General features: G+C 31.0%; 20 protein-coding genes and 1 riboswitch. Of the genes, 12 read left to right on the forward strand and 8 right to left on the reverse strand.

Annotated features, from left to right (window positions below; translation table 11 throughout):
* Positions 1–216: 216 nt before the first annotated feature.
* The 3 genes from CLOPA_RS01010 to CLOPA_RS24055 are packed head-to-tail and all read right to left on the reverse strand — an operon-like array spanning position 217 to position 2,148.
* Positions 217–885: a hypothetical protein gene (locus tag CLOPA_RS01010; protein ID WP_015613602.1), complete on the reverse strand. Its 669-nt coding sequence runs from the start codon at positions 883–885 to the stop codon at positions 217–219.
* 17 nt (positions 886–902) lie between these two features.
* A complete protein-coding gene (locus CLOPA_RS01015; protein ID WP_015613603.1) occupies positions 903–1,592 on the reverse strand; it encodes a PspA/IM30 family protein in 690 nt (229 codons plus the stop codon).
* Positions 1,593–1,611: 19 nt separating this feature from the next.
* Entirely contained in the window at positions 1,612–2,148 is a 537-nt protein-coding gene (locus CLOPA_RS24055) for an amino acid permease (protein WP_155241849.1), read from the reverse strand.
* Positions 2,149–2,564: 416 nt separating this feature from the next.
* Between CLOPA_RS24055 and CLOPA_RS01025 the strand changes: the two genes are divergently transcribed.
* The 5 genes from CLOPA_RS01025 (at position 2,565) to thiE (ending at position 6,641) form a co-directional block, all read left to right on the forward strand.
* Positions 2,565–3,164, forward strand: a complete 600-nt coding sequence (locus CLOPA_RS01025) for a DUF1836 domain-containing protein (protein WP_015613605.1) — start codon at positions 2,565–2,567, stop codon at positions 3,162–3,164.
* A 24-nt stretch (positions 3,165–3,188) separates the two neighbouring features.
* Positions 3,189–3,992, forward strand: a complete 804-nt coding sequence (thiD, locus tag CLOPA_RS01030; RefSeq protein ID WP_015613606.1) for a bifunctional hydroxymethylpyrimidine kinase/phosphomethylpyrimidine kinase — start codon at positions 3,189–3,191, stop codon at positions 3,990–3,992.
* Positions 3,985–5,136, forward strand: coding sequence for a putative hydroxymethylpyrimidine transporter CytX (gene cytX / locus CLOPA_RS01035; RefSeq protein ID WP_015613607.1), 1,152 nt, complete (start codon positions 3,985–3,987; stop codon positions 5,134–5,136). Before thiD ends, cytX begins: the two co-directional genes overlap by 8 nt.
* Positions 5,129–5,932: a hydroxyethylthiazole kinase gene (gene thiM, locus CLOPA_RS01040; protein ID WP_015613608.1), complete on the forward strand. Its 804-nt coding sequence runs from the start codon at positions 5,129–5,131 to the stop codon at positions 5,930–5,932. The genes cytX and thiM overlap by 8 nt, the downstream gene beginning before the upstream one ends.
* A gap of 91 nt (positions 5,933–6,023) precedes the next feature.
* Positions 6,024–6,641 carry a thiamine phosphate synthase gene (thiE, locus tag CLOPA_RS01045; RefSeq protein ID WP_015613609.1) on the forward strand — a complete coding sequence of 206 codons (618 nt, stop codon included), beginning with the start codon at positions 6,024–6,026 and terminating at the stop codon, positions 6,639–6,641.
* Between the two features lie 215 nt (positions 6,642–6,856).
* Here the strand turns inward: thiE and CLOPA_RS01050 are convergent, their stop codons facing one another.
* Positions 6,857–7,471, reverse strand: coding sequence for a GNAT family N-acetyltransferase (locus CLOPA_RS01050; protein WP_015613610.1), 615 nt, complete (start codon positions 7,469–7,471; stop codon positions 6,857–6,859).
* 451 nt (positions 7,472–7,922) lie between these two features.
* On the opposite strand from CLOPA_RS01050, the gene argF reads away from it, so the two are divergent.
* Complete coding sequence (argF, locus tag CLOPA_RS01055) at positions 7,923–8,921, forward strand: ornithine carbamoyltransferase (RefSeq protein ID WP_015613611.1); 999 nt, start codon at positions 7,923–7,925, stop codon at positions 8,919–8,921.
* A 211-nt stretch (positions 8,922–9,132) separates the two neighbouring features.
* Here the strand turns inward: argF and ribH are convergent, their stop codons facing one another.
* From ribH to ribD, 4 genes are all read right to left on the reverse strand, one after another.
* Positions 9,133–9,594 carry a 6,7-dimethyl-8-ribityllumazine synthase gene (ribH, locus tag CLOPA_RS01060; RefSeq protein WP_015613612.1) on the reverse strand — a complete coding sequence of 154 codons (462 nt, stop codon included), beginning with the start codon at positions 9,592–9,594 and terminating at the stop codon, positions 9,133–9,135.
* 161 nt (positions 9,595–9,755) lie between these two features.
* Positions 9,756–10,958, reverse strand: coding sequence for a bifunctional 3,4-dihydroxy-2-butanone-4-phosphate synthase/GTP cyclohydrolase II (locus CLOPA_RS01065; protein WP_015613613.1), 1,203 nt, complete (start codon positions 10,956–10,958; stop codon positions 9,756–9,758).
* Positions 10,959–11,088: 130 nt separating this feature from the next.
* Entirely contained in the window at positions 11,089–11,745 is a 657-nt protein-coding gene (gene ribE / locus CLOPA_RS01070) for a riboflavin synthase (protein ID WP_015613614.1), read from the reverse strand.
* 75 nt (positions 11,746–11,820) lie between these two features.
* Positions 11,821–12,915 (reverse strand): bifunctional diaminohydroxyphosphoribosylaminopyrimidine deaminase/5-amino-6-(5-phosphoribosylamino)uracil reductase RibD, encoded by a 1,095-nt coding sequence (gene ribD, locus CLOPA_RS01075; RefSeq protein WP_015613615.1) that lies wholly within the window; start codon positions 12,913–12,915, stop codon positions 11,821–11,823.
* A gap of 187 nt (positions 12,916–13,102) precedes the next feature.
* Positions 13,103–13,217, reverse strand: a riboswitch (FMN riboswitch).
* A 362-nt stretch (positions 13,218–13,579) separates the two neighbouring features.
* Here ribD and CLOPA_RS01080 point away from each other — a divergent pair.
* The 6 genes from CLOPA_RS01080 to CLOPA_RS25480 all read left to right on the forward strand — a co-directional run bounded on the left by CLOPA_RS01080 (position 13,580) and on the right by CLOPA_RS25480 (position 17,465).
* Positions 13,580–14,182: a TetR/AcrR family transcriptional regulator gene (locus CLOPA_RS01080; RefSeq protein WP_015613616.1), complete on the forward strand. Its 603-nt coding sequence runs from the start codon at positions 13,580–13,582 to the stop codon at positions 14,180–14,182.
* 85 nt (positions 14,183–14,267) lie between these two features.
* Positions 14,268–15,017 (forward strand): HlyD family secretion protein, encoded by a 750-nt coding sequence (locus CLOPA_RS01085; protein ID WP_015613617.1) that lies wholly within the window; start codon positions 14,268–14,270, stop codon positions 15,015–15,017.
* A gap of 16 nt (positions 15,018–15,033) precedes the next feature.
* Positions 15,034–15,822 carry an ABC transporter ATP-binding protein gene (locus tag CLOPA_RS01090; protein ID WP_015613618.1) on the forward strand — a complete coding sequence of 263 codons (789 nt, stop codon included), beginning with the start codon at positions 15,034–15,036 and terminating at the stop codon, positions 15,820–15,822.
* Positions 15,819–16,949 carry an ABC transporter permease gene (locus CLOPA_RS01095; protein WP_015613619.1) on the forward strand — a complete coding sequence of 377 codons (1,131 nt, stop codon included), beginning with the start codon at positions 15,819–15,821 and terminating at the stop codon, positions 16,947–16,949. Before CLOPA_RS01090 ends, CLOPA_RS01095 begins: the two co-directional genes overlap by 4 nt.
* Before the next feature lie 139 nt (positions 16,950–17,088).
* Positions 17,089–17,217, forward strand: coding sequence for a hypothetical protein (locus CLOPA_RS26355; protein WP_278246025.1), 129 nt, complete (start codon positions 17,089–17,091; stop codon positions 17,215–17,217).
* 8 nt (positions 17,218–17,225) lie between these two features.
* On the forward strand, positions 17,226–17,465 hold the full coding sequence (locus CLOPA_RS25480; RefSeq protein WP_015613620.1) for a hypothetical protein: 240 nt from the start codon (positions 17,226–17,228) through the stop codon (positions 17,463–17,465).
* Positions 17,466–17,512 lie beyond the last annotated feature (47 nt).

Here is a 17,512-nt window from a genome sequence, read left to right on the forward strand (position 1 = left end):
AGTATAATAAAATAAAGGGATGTCTCAAAAGGAATAAATATTCATTAAATTTGAGAATGGCCTCATTTGTTTATTAAAAATCAGATTTTAATAATTATTTTTAATAGTAGAATAGTTAAGAAGCTGTCTCGCTATGCATTGTGAGACAGCTTCTTTTACTATGATTTTAATTATTATTTGAGTTAATGATAATCTTATTAGTTAACATTTTTTAGCTTAACTTCTCTCTACATTTTCGTAGGCGGAAGCTGCAAAATTAAAATCTTCTTCATCAGTTATTTCACCATAGGTGTCCTCTGGAAGTTTAGGATAATAGTAAAGGATAAAACGTTCTTTATCATGGATATTTTCTATTAATATATATCTTTTATCTTCTAGAGCATCCTGCACTACAGCTAGTACATTATATCTGTCTTCCTGTCCAGTATTATTGTTTACAAGGTTAAGCATAGCACTTTGTGAATTGTCAAAGAAGGCTACATTAGTTCTCTTGTGATCACAGTAGGCTACACGTCTTCCAGTTCTACAACCATCACAGCTATCGAATTTACAGGCAGCAGTACATCTTAAACATTCACATTTCCAGCACTTTTCAAGCTGGTTGAGCTCTTCAGTATGATCTGCCTTAAAGGACTGAAGTAAGTTGATGTATTTGTCACCGTCAATAAAACCCTTTATAAAGCCTCTCTTTTTACTTTCCTGATTTGCAGAATCTAAAACTTCTATATACTTGTCTAAAACAGGTTGTCTTGAAAAATACTTTCTATTTTTAAGAGTTTCCTCATCTAGAAAATCTCTTATTTCATCTATGGCAAAAGCTATGTCAGAATAGATTTTGCCATAGTATTCTTTTTCTTGTGAGATGAATTCTTCTGTCTTACCCATAATGACCTCCCTACTTTTTATTTTGAATTTGTAGAGTCTTTTGAATTTGTAGAGTCTATGGAAGATTTATATTTTGCAAGTTCATCATCAAGATTTAGATCATTTAATTTTTCAAATTCTTTATCTAAAGAATTATCAACTTGTAAATCACCAAGACCTTCAGCAAGAGCTTCTTTTCTCTCAATTTTTCTTTCTATATCGTCAATATTGATTTTATTTGAACCGGCATCTACGTTTGCAAGAACTTCATTGACCTTTTTAGTAGCTTCTGCATTATTGTATCTTGCAGCAGCTTCATCTCTGTAGTTTCTAGTTTTTTGTATTTCCTCTTCTAAATCTCTTAATTTTGTCTTTATGGCTGTAGCTTTCGCAGAAGCATCAGCATAACTTGTTTCTAAACTTTGAATTCTTTTGTCAGCTTCAAGTTTTCTTTCAAGAGCTCTCTTAGCTAAATCATCATTACCTGCTTTTATTGCAAGCTTCACTTTCTCGTCAAAATCCTTTGATTCTACTTTTGCTTTTTCAAGCTTCTTTTCAATTTCATGAACATTACCAAGTATTTGTGCTGAAGAAAGCTTTGCATCATTTAGACTTTTGTCCATGTCTCTTAATTTTTGATCCAATAATTCAATTGGATTTTCAACCTCGTCTAATGCGTTATTAACCTTTGCCTTAAAGATATTAGATAATCTGTTTATTACTCCCATTGTAAATTCCTCCTAAAAATTATCTTTTAAATTTTTTAAATATTTTGTAAATAATTATGATTATTATGATAAAAAATATAAGTTTAAAAATAAATGAAGCTATTGATCCACCACCATAACCGCCATAATGTGACCCACCAAAGGGTATAGGTATAGGTATTGGTATAAAGGAACGTTTTGTTGAACCCTGATTTGAATTATTGTTATTTTGTCCAAACCAACCACTGCTGCTGGTACTACCCCCTGAAGGATTACTGCTGGTACTTCCAGAAGTTCCTTTACTAGAACTGGAGCTGCTGGAGGAACCACTGCTAAAGCTGCCGGACTTATAGCTTTTAGAACTTCCTGAAGATGAACTTCCTTTGAAGCTGCCGCCATTAAAACCACCTCTAGGTGCTCCGTAAACTATATTATATTTAGTATTAGAATTAAAGTTTAAGAATTCAGGAGATATTAGGTTATAAAAGGTAAATATTAGTGTAAGGAATAAACATAAAATTAGACGCTTTTTCTGCTTTATTGAAAGCACCCCCTTTACAATAAAGATTACTTTCACTTAATTATATTATATACTAATTTATGTAGATAAGTAATAAGAACATGAGTTTATTATAAGTTATTTAATACTATATTACAACTTAAAAATAATCATATTTAAAGTTAATTATAGCCATTATACTTAATTATTTAATGTAAATCTCATTAAAGCTTTATTTATCTTAATATATCTCTGTAAATGTCGATTTTGAACATAGTATATAACTTGTAATAAGTTTTTACATAACTTATAATGAAGATAAATTAATAATACTTGATGCGTTGCAATGACCTTTTAAAGATAATTCATAAAGAAAACTGAATTACTGAATCTTATAAATAATTTGCTTAAGCTACTTATGCAATGAACCTAAAGGTGAGAGTATTAGATTGTATAGTTGTGGGATAAAATATTAATTAGGAGGTGTGGTTTTATTGAAATATAAGAATTTTACTATAGATGATATAAGAAAAATGGCAAATGAGATATCCCAAGAAAGTGTTATACCCTATGAAGATTTGCCTAGATATGATTTATTTCTATCTCAAGTAACAGATTATCTCAATGATAAATTTAAAGGAGAAAAATATACTAATAATATAGTTCAAAATTATATAAAAAATGAGGTTATATCAAAGCCAGAAGATGGGAGAAAAAGAGGATATACTAAAAATCATTTAGTACAACTTTTGCTCCTTAGTTATATGAGGCCTATTCTAACTACGGAAGAGATTAAAAAGGTATTTAGACTAGCGTTTAATGAGATTAATGATAGGGAAGATGATATAATATCCTTGGAAATAGCATATAAGGCTTTTTCAAATATACAGCAGGAAAATTATAATAATTTTTTAGCTAAAGATTATTTTAATGAAAAAGAGTTTAAAAATATGATAAAAGAAGCTAAACTAGAAGGTGAAGAAGAAGAAAGAATAATGGTATTCATTGTAGTTATGAATCTTATAGCAGAAGCTAGTGTTATTAAGAATATAGCTAAAAATGTTATTGATGAATACTTTAACGGAAGAGAATAGAATTGTAGAAGAGGTGTACTAAGATTGAAAAAAGTTTTGACAATAGCAGGCTCAGATAGCTGCGGCGGGGCAGGTATACAGGCGGATATAAAGACAATGAGCGCTCTTGGAGTATACGCTATGAGTATTATAACAGCTGTTACAGCTCAAAATACCATGGGAGTTTTTGATGTTCTAGAAGTTGATAAAAAGATGATAGAGGCTCAAATCAAATGTATTTTTGAAGATATAGAAGTAGATGCTGTAAAAATAGGTATGGTTTCAAATAATGAAATTATAAAGACAATAAAAGATATGCTAATTAAATATAAGGCTAAAAATATAGTTGTAGATCCTGTAATGGTTTCTAAAAGTGGATATTTTCTTTTAAGGGAAGAAGCTGTAGAAGAACTTAAGAGTCTTATTTCTATTGCAGATGTAGTAACTCCTAATATACCAGAAGCAGAAGTCTTATCAGGACTAAAAATAAACAATGCAGAGGATATGAAAGAAGCAGCAAAAATAATTGCCAAAACAGGAGCTAAGCATGTATTAGTTAAGGGTGGTCATAGATGCAACGATGCTGATGATATTTTGTATAGTGGAGAGAGTTTTTTTACTTTAAAGGGTGATAGAATAAATACAAAGAATACCCATGGAACAGGCTGCACACTATCTTCAGCAATAGCATCTCATATTGCAAAGGGATATAGTATAGAGAAATCAGTAGATTTATCTAAACAGTATATAAATGAAGCAATAAAAAATTCTTTTTCAATAGGAAAAGGGGTAGGACCAGTAGGACACTTTATTGACTTATACAAACGAGGCGGTGTAGACTTTGAATAAAATAAAAAATTCATCCATGTTCTTTTTATGGGCTGGTGCGGCCATATCCATAGCTGAAATATATACAGGAAGTATGATAGCACCATTAGGCATAAAAAAGGGATTACTGGCAATATTTATTGGGCACATAATAGGAACATTGTTTTTGGCTTTTGGTGGCTACATATCCTTTAAGGGAAATAGAAATGCTATGGAAAAGGTTAGGGATTCCTTTGGTGGTTTGGGAGGTAAAATAGTAGCACTTTTAAATGTTCTTCAGCTTATAGGTTGGTCCGCCATAATGATAATACAGGGAGGAAGGGCAATAAGCGGGCAAACAAAGTTATCATTAAATTTATGTATTTTAGTGGTGGCTGCAGCGGTATTTTTGTGGTCTTATTGTTTTAGTAATTATACTAAAAAAGTAAATGATATATCAGTTATTATACTTATAATATTATGCATATTATTATTTTTTAAGATGGACGGTTCAAAGGCTCTTTCAATTTCACAAAACATAAGTTTTACTACTGCAATTGAGATAACCATAGCAATGCCAGTGTCCTGGTTGCCTCTTATAGGAGATTATTCAAAGGATGGTAGTAGTGGTAAGGGAGTTTTTCTATCAAGTTTTTGGGGATATTTTGTAGGAAGTGTTTTGATGTATTCCTTAGGACTTGCAATAGCCTTATATACAGGAAAGGACATAGTGGAGTTTTTATCAAGCACAGGAATAATTGCAGCGCTGATAGTACTTTTAGCCACTGTAACTACTACCTTTATAGATATATATTCTGCAGTAATATCCTCTAAGCAAATATATAGTTTTAAAAGAAATAATTTGGGAATAATAATTTATTGTGCAGTATCTACAGCACTGGCATTTATTTTTCCTATGGAAAACTACCAAAATTTTTTGCTCCTCATAGGTAGCATATTTGTACCTGTGTACACGGTAGTTTTTATAAATTATATATTAAAGAAGAGATATAAAGGTAATATTAATATTGTGGGAGGTATAGCAGCTATAGCTGGAATATTATTATATAATTATTTTAACAATAATAGTTTAGGTATACCTACAGTATTTACATTTATTGCAGTTGCAATCATATATGTCATATTTAAGAATGTGAAATTTTTAGGAGGTTTTGAGAATGATTGAGGATATTTCTAAGGTTATAACAAAACTGAGAAAGAAAGTACCTTTAGTACAAGCCATTACTAATTATGTAACAATCAATGATTGTGCCAATATTCTACTGGCTTTTGGCGCTTCACCAGCCATGTGTGAAGCTTATGATGAGAGTTTTGATTTTGCTAAAATAGTTAGTGCCTTGTATTTAAATTTAGGTACTCTTACAAAGGAACAAGAGGCATCAATTATTATGGCGGCAATATCTGCAAAGGTACATAATATACCTGTAGTATTAGATCCAGTTGCATGTCCTGTAAGCAAAAGAAAAGTAGATATAATAGATAAAATTATTCAGCTGGGAAGAGTTGATGTTATAAAGGGCAATTCTGGCGAAATAAAATTTTTAGCTGGTTTACAAGCAGAGGTTAGAGGGGTAGACTCAATAGGTAATCAAGAAGGTCTAATAGAAGCTTGCATAACATTAGCTAATAAATATAATTGTGTGGTAGCGGCTACAGGTGAAAAGGATATTGTATCCGATGGGAAAAGAATAGCAGTAATTGAAAACGGAGTAGAGATGTTAACTAAAGTAACAGGGGCAGGATGCATGCTTGGAGCCCTTTGCGCTGGGACTGTAGGAGCTGAGGAAGATAAATTTACAGCTACCTGTGCAGCAATAGTTTCTATGGGAATTGCCGGTGAAAAGGCTTATGAAGCTGCAAAAGCGCCTGGAAGTTTTAGAGTTAAGCTTTTAGATTCAATATATGAAATAAATGAAGAGGAGATAATTCAATCTTCTAAAATTACCTTTTTAGGGAAATAAGACTTATTTTTTATTTCCTTCTTAGGATAGTAGCAGTGCTTAGTGGCGGCTAAGCGTCACATAATTTAAAAAGATTAGAGGGGATTTTCATATGGATATAGATTATAGTTTATATTTAGTTACTGATAGGAGATTTTTAAAAGATAGAACTCTTAAAAGTGCTGTTGAGGAGTCCATAAAAGGCGGAGTAACTATGGTACAGGTAAGAGAGAAGGATGTAACTACCAGAGAATTTTACAAAGTGGCGCTGGAAGTAAAGAAAATTACAGATAAATATAATGTTCCACTTATAATTAATGATAGAATTGATATTGCACAGGCCATAGATGCTGATGGAGTCCATCTTGGACAGGATGATATGCCTCTTAGGCTAGCCAGAAAGATACTTGGTAAGGATAAGATAATAGGAATATCTGTGGGAAATGTGGATGAAGCTAAAGAAGCAGAAAGAGACGGGGCAGATTATGTAGGTATAGGAGCAATTTTCTTTACAGGAAGTAAAAAGGATATAGACATACCCATAGGCATTTCAGGATTAAAGGAGATTGTAGAGAGCATAAATATACCATCAGTAGCTATAGGTGGAGTTAATAAGGAAAATTTGTCTGAAGTTATAAAAACAGGAACCCACGGTGCAGCAGTAATTTCCGCAATACTTGGCAAGGAGAATATAGAGCAGGCAGCTAAGGAATTGAAAGTAACACTGTAAGATTTTAAAATTAACAAGTTCTATGAAAATAATTATAAGGAATAGGAATTGTACGTGTTTATGCTTATTTTTAGTGATAATTTAATCAATTTATCTTAATTGGTGGGAGAGTGTACTTCCATCAATTAAAATAAATTATCCAGAAAAGTAATTTTAGTTTTGTTGTATGCCTCTTTGGAAAGGGGCGTATCACAGCGGTGAAGCATGGGATGAACTTATTTAACTTTATAAATTTCTATTAGACTTTCTGCTTTTTGTAGTATTTCTTCAAACTCAGTAGTGTTATTTATCTTGTCAATAGTTTTTGGCGTTTCAGGAGCTTTTGGATAATCCATAAGTTTTAATTCATAGCATATTAAATCTCGCCAGCTGTCAAATTTAAAAGCTACATTTCGGTATATTCCTACAGGTTTAAAGCCAAGTGCTTTGTGCAGACCCTCACTTTTAATATTTGGATAAGTAATTTTAGCATAGATATTATAATAACCTTGTAGTTTCAATAATTCAAATAAGCTAAAATATAATGCTTTGCCAATTTTCATACCATGATACTTTGAATTTATGTAAATTGAAAACTCAACTGACCAATCGAAAGCAGCACGTTCAGCAAATTGAGAGGCATAAGCATAACCTACAATTTTATGATTAATTTCACATACAAGCCAGGGATATTTCTTTTGAATGTTAAATATTCTTTCACTGAAAGATTTTATAGTTGGAATCTCATATTCAAAAGTAATAACAGTATCAGTTATAAATGGAGTGTAAATTTCTAAAATTGAAGCAGTATCAGCTTCTGTTGTCAATCTGATTTTTTTGTTAATCGCCATTTTTATGTCCTCCTATAAAAATATTATGGCTAGTTAATAAATGTTGTATAATATAAAATCAAAATTATTTTACAAATAATAAATATATTTTTAGCGAATATTAAGTGTATCATATGCTAATATTTAATATGCAGAATATAAAATTAACCAATGGTATTTCTTAAAAATATAAAACGTACAATGGAGTATCATTGAAATTTAAATTGTAATATAGCTAGATTATAGCATTATTAACTATCAATAATCAATGAAGCTTGCTTGACGTGAGTTTGTATTCCACATGAGTTTAGATGAATTCATAAATTGTTTGAATTCCAATAAAAGAGATAGGATTTTACTAATATTAAGCAAAAATCTAGTATTGTACAAATACAGGTTGAAATTTTTTATAAAATGTAGTATAATTATACGTAAATATGAATAAATATAAAATGGTAAAAGGGTGATGTGATTGGTTAGTTTAAAGAATAGAAATTTTTTAACTTTAAGGGATTTTTCTACCGAGGAAATAAATTTTTTATTGGATCTAGCAGAAGAATTAAAATCCACCAAAAAAGCGGGAACAGAAATACAAAGATTAAAGGGTAAAAATATAGCGTTGATATTTGAAAAAGATTCTACTAGAACAAGATGTTCCTTTGAAGTAGGTGCTTATGATCAGGGAGCAAACGTTACTTATTTAGGGCCTACAGGGACTCCAATAGGAAATAAAGAATCTATCAAGGATACTGCAAGAGTTTTAGGCAGAATGTTTGATGGAATTGAATATAGAGGATTTGAACAAGAAAAGGTTGAAATATTGGCAAAGCATGCTAAAGTACCAGTTTGGAATGGACTTACAGACGATGATCATCCTACTCAGGTTTTGGCAGATCTTTTGACTATAAGAGAACATTTTGACAAGCCTTTAAATAAAGTCACTTTAGTGTATTGTGGTGATGGGAGAAATAATACTGCTAATGCATTAATGATAGGCGCTTGTAAGATGGGAATGGATTTTAGAATAGCTACTCCAAAAACACTTTTTCCTAAAGCTGAACTTATAGAAGAATGTACAAAAGTAGCAGAAGAAACTGGTGGGAAAATAACAATTACAGAAGATGTAGATAAGGCTGTTCTAGGAGCTGATGTTTTATATAGCGATATCTGGGTATCTATGGGTGAGGATGAGGAAGTTTGGAAGAAACGATTGGAAATATTATATCCTTATCAAATAAATAAAGAATTATTAAAAAAGACTAATAATAATAATAATGTTAAGTTTATGCACTGTCTTCCTTCTTTTCATGATTTAAATACTATTGATTCAAAAGCAATACATGATAAATTTGGAATAGATCCTTTCGAAGTAACGGATGAGGTTTTCGAAAGTGAAGCTTCCTTAGTTTTTGATGAGGCTGAAAATAGAATGCACACGATAAAAGCCGTAATGGTTGCAACTCTGGCATAGAAATATTCTTTTAAAGAAATTATAATATATAAACATTAAGCTTTCAGGTAGCATATCTATAAACTACTTGAAAGCTTAATATTTTTATGGTTAGTGATTATCGAACATATAGAAAACATGCATGATTTGATTAAATAAATATATATACATTTCCAATATATACGTTATACTGTTTTTTTAACCTCATTTTAAATTAATATTTGTAGAAAGCTTAAAATTCTTTTAGCATGTTTGCCATTTCTATAGCTGTAACAGCAGCGTCATAGCCTTTATTGCCAGCTTTAGTACCAGCTCTTTCAATAGCTTGCTCAATAGTGTCTGTAGTAAGAACTCCAAAAATTACTGGAACTTCTGTTTCAAGAGATACATGAGCAACTCCTTTAGATACTTCATTAGATACGTAATCGAAATGAGGAGTAGCACCTCGTATTACAGCACCTAGGCATATGATTGCATCATATTTTTGTGACTTTGCCATTTTTTTTGCAACAAGAGGAATTTCAAAAGCACCTGGAACCCAAGCAACACTTATATCATCATCTTCAGCTCCATGTCTTTTTAATCCATCAAGAGCACCAGTCAAAAGCTTTCCACCAATAAATTCATTGAATCTTCCTATAATAATTCCAAACTTTAAATTGCTAGCTATTAATTTACCTTCGTATGTTTTCATAATATTATCTGTTCTATAATTATCGTAAAACTTAATGACTTTGGAGCACTAGAAAATAAATGTTAGTACTCTTATTCACCAGTGGATAATTATTAAATCAGATTTTTCACCTACCTTTTTTATTTTTATTATTTTATAAATGTCACATCAGTTTTTAAAACTTAAAAATCCAACAAGTGACCCAATTTATCTTTTTTTGTTTTTAAATAAAATTCATTGTTCTCATTAGAATGAAGTTGTATAGGGACTCTATTAATTACTTCTATACCATATTTAGAAAGAGAATTTATTTTTCTAGGATTGTTTGTCATAAGATTAACTTTATTTACACCTAAATACTTTAATATCTGTGCGCTAACCCAGTATTCTCTTAAATCAGCAGGAAAACCTAATGCTAGATTTGCTTCTACGGTGTCCATACCTTCATCTTGAAGTGCATAGGCTTTTAATTTATTTAAGAGACCTATACCTCTTCCTTCTTGGTCCATATACAGAATAATGCCTTTTCCCTCAGATTCAATTTTTTTCATAGCAGCTTCTAGTTGCTCTCCACAATCGCATCTTGAAGATCCAAATACATCTCCAGTTAAACATTTAGAATGTATTCTTACCAGTGGTGCTTCAGAGTCAGAGGATATATCTCCTTTTACTAATGCTACATGAGAATCGCCATTTATGGCATTTTCATAGCCTATAATTTTGAATTCACCGTATTTTGTAGGCAGTTTTGCTTCAGTTACTGCTTTTATAAGAATTTCATTCTTTTTTCTGTATTCAACTAAATCAGCCACGGTTATAATTTTTAGATTATGTTTTTGCACATATTCCATAAGATTAGGAGTTCGTGCCATAGAACCATCCTCATTCATTATTTCACAAATTACACCAGCAGGATAAAGACCAGCAAGTCTTGCTAAATCCACAGCGGCTTCAGTGTGGCCGGTTCTCTCTAATACGCCCCAAGGTTTAGCTGCCAAAGGAAATACATGTCCAGGTCTTCTGAAATCCTCCTCTTTTGAATTTGGATCAATCATTTTTAGTATAGTTTCAGCTCTATCATAGGCAGAAATTCCTGTAGTTGTATTTATACCATCTACGGACACTGTAAAAGCAGTATTGTGAGATTCTGTATTTTCTTCTACCATTAAACCTATATTTAATTCTTTTAGTCTTTCATTTACAATTGGGGTACAAATAAGGCCACCAGCATATTTAGCCATAAAATTAATGGCTTCAGGTGTAACTTTTTCAGCCGCAATTATGAGATCACCTTCATTTTCTCTATCTTCATCATCTACTACTACTATCATTTTGCCAGCTCTAATGTCTTCTATGGCTTCTTCAATACTATTAAATTTATACATATAAGTAATCCTGATTTTAAAAAGCTATCTTTAAGAAAATTCTTTATTATTAACTGTAAATCAGGATTTTCACCTGCCTTTCTTTTTATTATTTTTAGAATAAGTTTTAATGGTTAGGGTCAGACCCTCATTACATAAATCCATTTGAAGCTAAAAAATCTAAATCAATACCTTTTGATTGTGAGGGTAAATTATCTTCCTTTAAGATTAAAAATTTTTCTATATATTTACCAACTACATCACATTCGAGATTTACCTCATCACCAATCTTGTTTTCCAGTAAAGAGGTTGCATCCTTAGTATGAGGAATAATTGAAACCTTGAAAGCTTTATCATCAACATAGGCTACAGTAAGACTTACTCCATCAATGGCGATAGAGCCTTTCTCTACGATGTATTTTAATAATTCAGGAGAAGCTTCAATGGTAATCCATACTGCATTATCTTCGTTTTTATAGTCTTTTATAACTCCAATGCCATCGATATGACCACTTACAATGTGTCCACCTAAACGACTGTTTAACTGTAAAGCTCTTTCAAGGTTAACTTTAGAACCGATAGATAGATTCTTTAAATTACTTCGTCTAATAGTTTCAGCCATAACATCTACTGTAAAATGGTCTTTACTGAAGTCCACAACGGTGAGACATACACCATTAGTGCTTATGCTGTCTCCAATCTTCAGATTCTCTAGTACAGTATGCGCTTTTATTGTAATTTTAGCGGATTTAGAACCTTTAATTATTCTTTCTAAGGTGCCTATTTCCTCTACTAATCCTGTGAACACTAGAATTTTCCTCCTTCAATAATTTTTTATTTCTTAAACCCATAATCTATTAGATTTTTACATGTTTATAAAAAATCAATCGTTTTTTCTTAAGTATCCTTCAATCATCATGTCTTCTTGAAATCTGTGAATACTTATGTCTTTTAGTTTAATAGCATCTTTAACAAGTGGTATTCCATGTCCACCGACGGGGGTTTTCGCTGTGTCACTACCTATAAATTTAGGGGATATAAATGTATACACTTTGTCTATTATGCCTTCATCTAGAGCAGAATAATTTAAAGTGCTGCCGCCTTCTAAAAGAATACTGTCTATTTTATTTTCCCCGAGCATCTTCATAAGGTAACTAAGATTGACTTTGCCTTCTTTTAATGGAGTTACTATAATATCTGCACCTATAGTTTCTAGGGCCTTTAACTTTTTTTCGTCTGCCTGTTCTGTAGTAGCAATAATTGTTTTTGCTTTAGATTTAAGGGTGAGTACATTGGCATCTAAAGGTATTTTTGCACTACTGTCAATAATTATTCTTGCAGCATCATTTCCATTTTCCAATCTTGTAGTTAAAAAAGGGTTATCTGCTAAAATTGTGCCTATTCCTACCATAATTCCAGAAACTTTATTTCTTATTTTATGTACAAAATTTCTGGAAGCTTCATTTGTAATCCATTTTGAATCCCCAGTATAAGAAGCAATTTTTCCATCTAAGGTCATGGCGGTTTTCATTATACAAAAGGGAAGCCTTGAAGTAATATATTTCAGAAATATTTCATTGAGTTTTGTTCCTTCAGTTTCAAGAACACCTGTAACTACCTCTATGCCATTTTCTTGCAAAATTTTTATTCCCCTACCAGATACTAATGGATTTGGATCTTTTAAACTTATAACTACTTTTTTAATACCTTTTTCTACAATAGTTTTGGCACAAGGTGGAGTTTTTCCATAGTGGGAACAAGGTTCTAGGGTAACATACATAGTGGCTCCAGTAACATCTTCTGTGGAATTCTTAAAAGCATCTATCTCTGCATGGTCTCCACCGTAGATGTGATGATAGCCTTCACCAATAATTTTATTATTTTTCACAATAACAGCGCCAACTAATGGGTTGGGATTTACATAGCCGGTACCTTTCTTGGCCAGTTCCAGTGCATGCTTCATATATTCTACATTCAAGAAAACACCTCCAAATTTTGAATAAAATTTTTAAATTTCAGGAGAATTTTTATTTCAGGTCAATCTCATTTTTTAACAATAAAAAAAGCCCTGAAAAAGTTTTTCAGGGCTGCTAATTAGCTATATTATATATAAAATCATTATTTGCAAATAAATCTACGAATCTAATAATCTTATATAAAAATACGTTCATCTTCTTTCATCCAGACTATACTGTCGGCCTCGGAGTTTCACCGAATCAACCATTACGGTTCGCGGGCTATACCGCCGGTGGGGACTTTCACCCCGCCCTGAAGAGCTTATTCACTTGTATATTAAAAAAATAACACTTTAGAATTGCAATGTCAATAGTAAATTTATTACTACTGCAATTTGGGCACATATAAAAAAGATTTTAACAAAACAATGCAGTTTTAGAGTATTTTTACTCTGAATGTCTATGCAAAAATTTATGAATATTTAATGTATAAATTGTATAATACCAATTGCAATTGGTATTAATAAAAATTTTATATAGGACTTTACAGATATAGGATTTTATAATAAAATAAAAGTGAGTAATCACTCATTACAAGATAATACGAAATTTAAGCATGTGAAAATAAATATGAAGCCAAAACGGTGTATGATTTGAGGATGTCTTGTATGTATTGGAGGAATATAAGTGGTAAGGGAAAGTAAAGAACAGGTGATTTTAGAAGCAGCTATAAAGATATTTGCAGAAAAGAGCTATAATGGCACTACAACCAGTGAAATAGCAAGGGAAGCAGGAGTGGCGGAGGGTACAATCTTTAGGTATTTTAAGACAAAGAAAGATTTGCTTAGAGGCATTTTAAATAAATTCACTGTTTTTATTGGGAGTAATCTTATAGATAATCAATTGTCTAAACTTTTGGAGAAAAATAAAGACAAAGATGAAAAAGAAATATTAAAAAAGATAATAATAAACAGAATCGAACTTATAAAGAAATATAAAGATATGATGAAAATAATGTTTACAGAGATGCAATTTTCTTCTGAGCTCCGGGAAGACATTATAAAAAATATATTGCCTAAAGCAAAGGCCATAATAAGAAAGTTTGTAGTAATGTGTATTGAAAAAAACAAATTTAGAGAAGTGAATTTGGATGCAGCAGAAACAGCCATACTTGGAATAGTATTATCCTATGTAATACAAAATTATATTATTATAGATAACAAATCGGAAGATTATTCTGGATTAGATAATATAATTGACATTGTTATAAATGGATTGAAAAAGCAGTGATGTTTTTTAGGTAAGGTAAATGCATATGCTATTCAATAAATATTGAGTAAAATAAAAAAAATTTATTATACAAGGGGTGATTTATATGAAAAAATTATCAATAGTTGTTTTTATGGCATTTAGTATCGTGCTTCTTGCAGCCTGCGAAGCTGCAAACTCATCTTCTAAAACGGACAACAGATATACTTCAACAGTGGAGGCAGAAAGTTATAACATAGTTTCAGAACTATCTGGAAAAATCACAGATATACCGATAACTCAAGGAAGTACAATAAAGGAAGGAGACAAAATAGCGTCTATAGATTCTACAAGCTATGAACTGCAGCAAAAGGAATCAGAAGCTGTGCTTGCTATTACAAAGGCCAAGCAAGGGGATTTACCGGAAAATGCAAGTGACAATGTAAAGAATTCAGCCCAGGCGTCTGTGAATCAGGCGCAGGCCGCTTTAGATTTAGCAAAGCTTCAAGTAGATAAGTGTACGATTAAGTCCAGTATAGGAGGAACAGTTTTGGAAGTGCTCCTTCATAAGGGTGAAATGGCGTCACCAGGTATGAATATAGCTAAAATTATAGACTTAAATAATAAATATATTAAGGTTTATGTAGAAGAAAGCAAGCGAAATAATGTAAGTTTGAATGAAAACGTTCCAATTTATGATGATAATAAAAAATTAGGTGAAGGAAAGATAACATATATATCACCACAATCAGAGTTTACGCCTAAGAATACGGAAACAAAAGATGAGAAGCAAAAAACAGTATTTGAAGTAAAAATATCATTAAGCAGTATAGATAAAGTGTCTGTTGGAACAATGGTAGATGCTGAAATTAAATAGAGGTGAGGTGAAATTTATGAACGCTATAGAAATAGATAACCTTACAAAAAAATTTGGTAGCATATTAGCTGTAGACCATATAAGCTTTAATGTACCAAAGGGGAAGATATTTGGATTTTTAGGACCAAACGGTTCAGGTAAGTCTACAACCATTAAAATGCTTTGTGGAGTTTTAGCTCCTACAGAAGGAAGCGCTAAGGTACTTGGCTATGATATAGGTACACAAAATCAACAAGTTAAACAGAACATAGGATATATGTCTCAAAGGTTTAGTCTTTATGAAGATCTAACTGTAAATGAAAACCTGGATTTTTATGCAGGAATTTACGGTCTAAATAAGAATGATAGAGACGAAAGAAAGAAAGGTATAATTGCTTTGGCAGGACTTAAAGGTAGAGAAAGAGTATTAACAAAAACACTTTCTGGTGGCTGGAAACAAAGACTAGCCTTAGGTTGTGCTTTAATTCATCAGCCAAAACTTTTAATTTTAGATGAGCCAACAGCAGGAGTAGATCCTGTTTCAAGAAGAGTATTTTGGGAGGTTATTCATAAGCTTTCTGCTATGGGAATCACTATACTTGTAACTACACACTATATGGATGAGGCTGAAAGCTGTGATGAGCTTGCATTTATATTCAATAGCAGGCTTATCGCTAAGGGTTCACCAAAAGAGCTTATTGAAAGAGAAAAGGTATATAATTTAGAGGATGTATTTGTTAAGTATGTGGAAAGAGAAACAAAAGAAAAAGTAAAAACTTCTTTTGAGGAATTAAAATTTGTAGTAAAGGAGGAAAAATTAAAATGAATTTTCAGCGATTTTTCTCCGTTGTAAAAAAAGAATTTATACAAATAAAAAGAGATAGGGCAAGTCTTGTAATTGCAATAATGATGCCAATAATGATGATGATTTTGTTTGGATACGCAGTTAATACAGAACTGGATAATATAAATACGGCAGTATTAGATATGAGTAATACAACTGAAAGTAGAGAACTTATAAAGAGTTTTGAAAATACAAAGTATTTTAAGATTACAGGTGAAGAAAATAATATAGACAATATTAATAGTGAAATAAACAACGGAAAGATACATGCAGCTATCATTATACCATCAGATTATAGATTAAAACTAGATAAGGGTGAAAAGCCTTCTGTAGAACTTATAATAGACGGTTCAGATCCAACTACAGCAAGAACTGCATTAAGTGGAGGAATATTGACGGGAGAAAACTACAGTATAAATTTGGCTGGTAAAAATATGGCGAAAATTAATGAAAATATAAATAGTGCTGGTGTAAATTTTACTACTAAGGTATTATATAATCCAGATTTAAAGAATAGAAATTATACTATTCCAGGACTTATAGGACTTGTCATGCAAAATGTTACTATACTTCTTACAGCTTTTGCACTTGTAAGAGAAAAGGAAAGAGGAACTATTGAACAGCTAGTGGTTTCACCTTTAAAATCTGGGGAAATAATACTTGGGAAACTTATTCCATATATTCTAATTGGTATTTGTGACTTTTTGCTTTCAATGATTTTGGGATTTTATTATTTCAATGTGCCTATTAGAGGTAGTATGCTTCTTTTAATTTTTCTTGGCATAGGTTTTGTAATATGCGCGTTAGCAATAGGTATATTAATATCCACAGCAGCTAAAACGCAGCTTCAAGCCATGCAAATGACTTTTATGATATTACTTCCAAGTGTACTTCTATCTGGATTCGTTTTTCCTAGAGAGGCCATGCCGTGGATCATTAGAATCATAAGTTATTTTATACCTCTTACCTATTTCTTAAATATTGTAAGAGATATAGTTTTAAAGGGTATTGGTATAAATTATATGATTAATGATGTAATAATACTATTTACATTTGGGATAATCCTTTTAGTTATAAGTATGGTTCAGTTTAGAAAAAAATTAGAATAATATTATAGTCAGTAGCCTTAAAGATGTTTTAAATTGCAATTTTAAAACATCTTTAATTTTTAGTATATTTATGATGAAGGTGTACTGTTTTTTTTGTATAATATAACTAGCGTAAAACATCTTAGAATAAATAACAGGTATGGTAGAAGCTATAGATATGGCTAAAATAACCTATGAAGATTTAATGTTTATAGAAATTAAAAATATAAATAAAGAGAATAATAAATATAAATCTATATATTATATTCAAAGGCTTTTAAAGAAATAAAAAATCCTATGCATTTAAGCAGATTTAAAAATGGTTTATGGCAGTATACAGAAAAATATGATAGAGATTTCTTTAAAAATAAAACTGGGAATAAACTTTTTCTACAAATAAAAGATGAGGATATAAAAGCAATATTGAGACATATAAAGATTAAACTTTCGCCTGGACTAAAAGGAATTATATTAAAGTTATCTAAATCATATAATAAAAGAAATATATTAATAATTTATTTTATTATATTTACGTGATGAATAGAAACTGAGAAAATAAACTTTCACTAATTAGAATTTATTTA

Origin of the sequence: Clostridium pasteurianum BC1, from assembly GCF_000389635.1 — a bacterium.
Lineage (GTDB): Bacteria > Bacillota > Clostridia > Clostridiales > Clostridiaceae > Clostridium_I > Clostridium_I pasteurianum_A.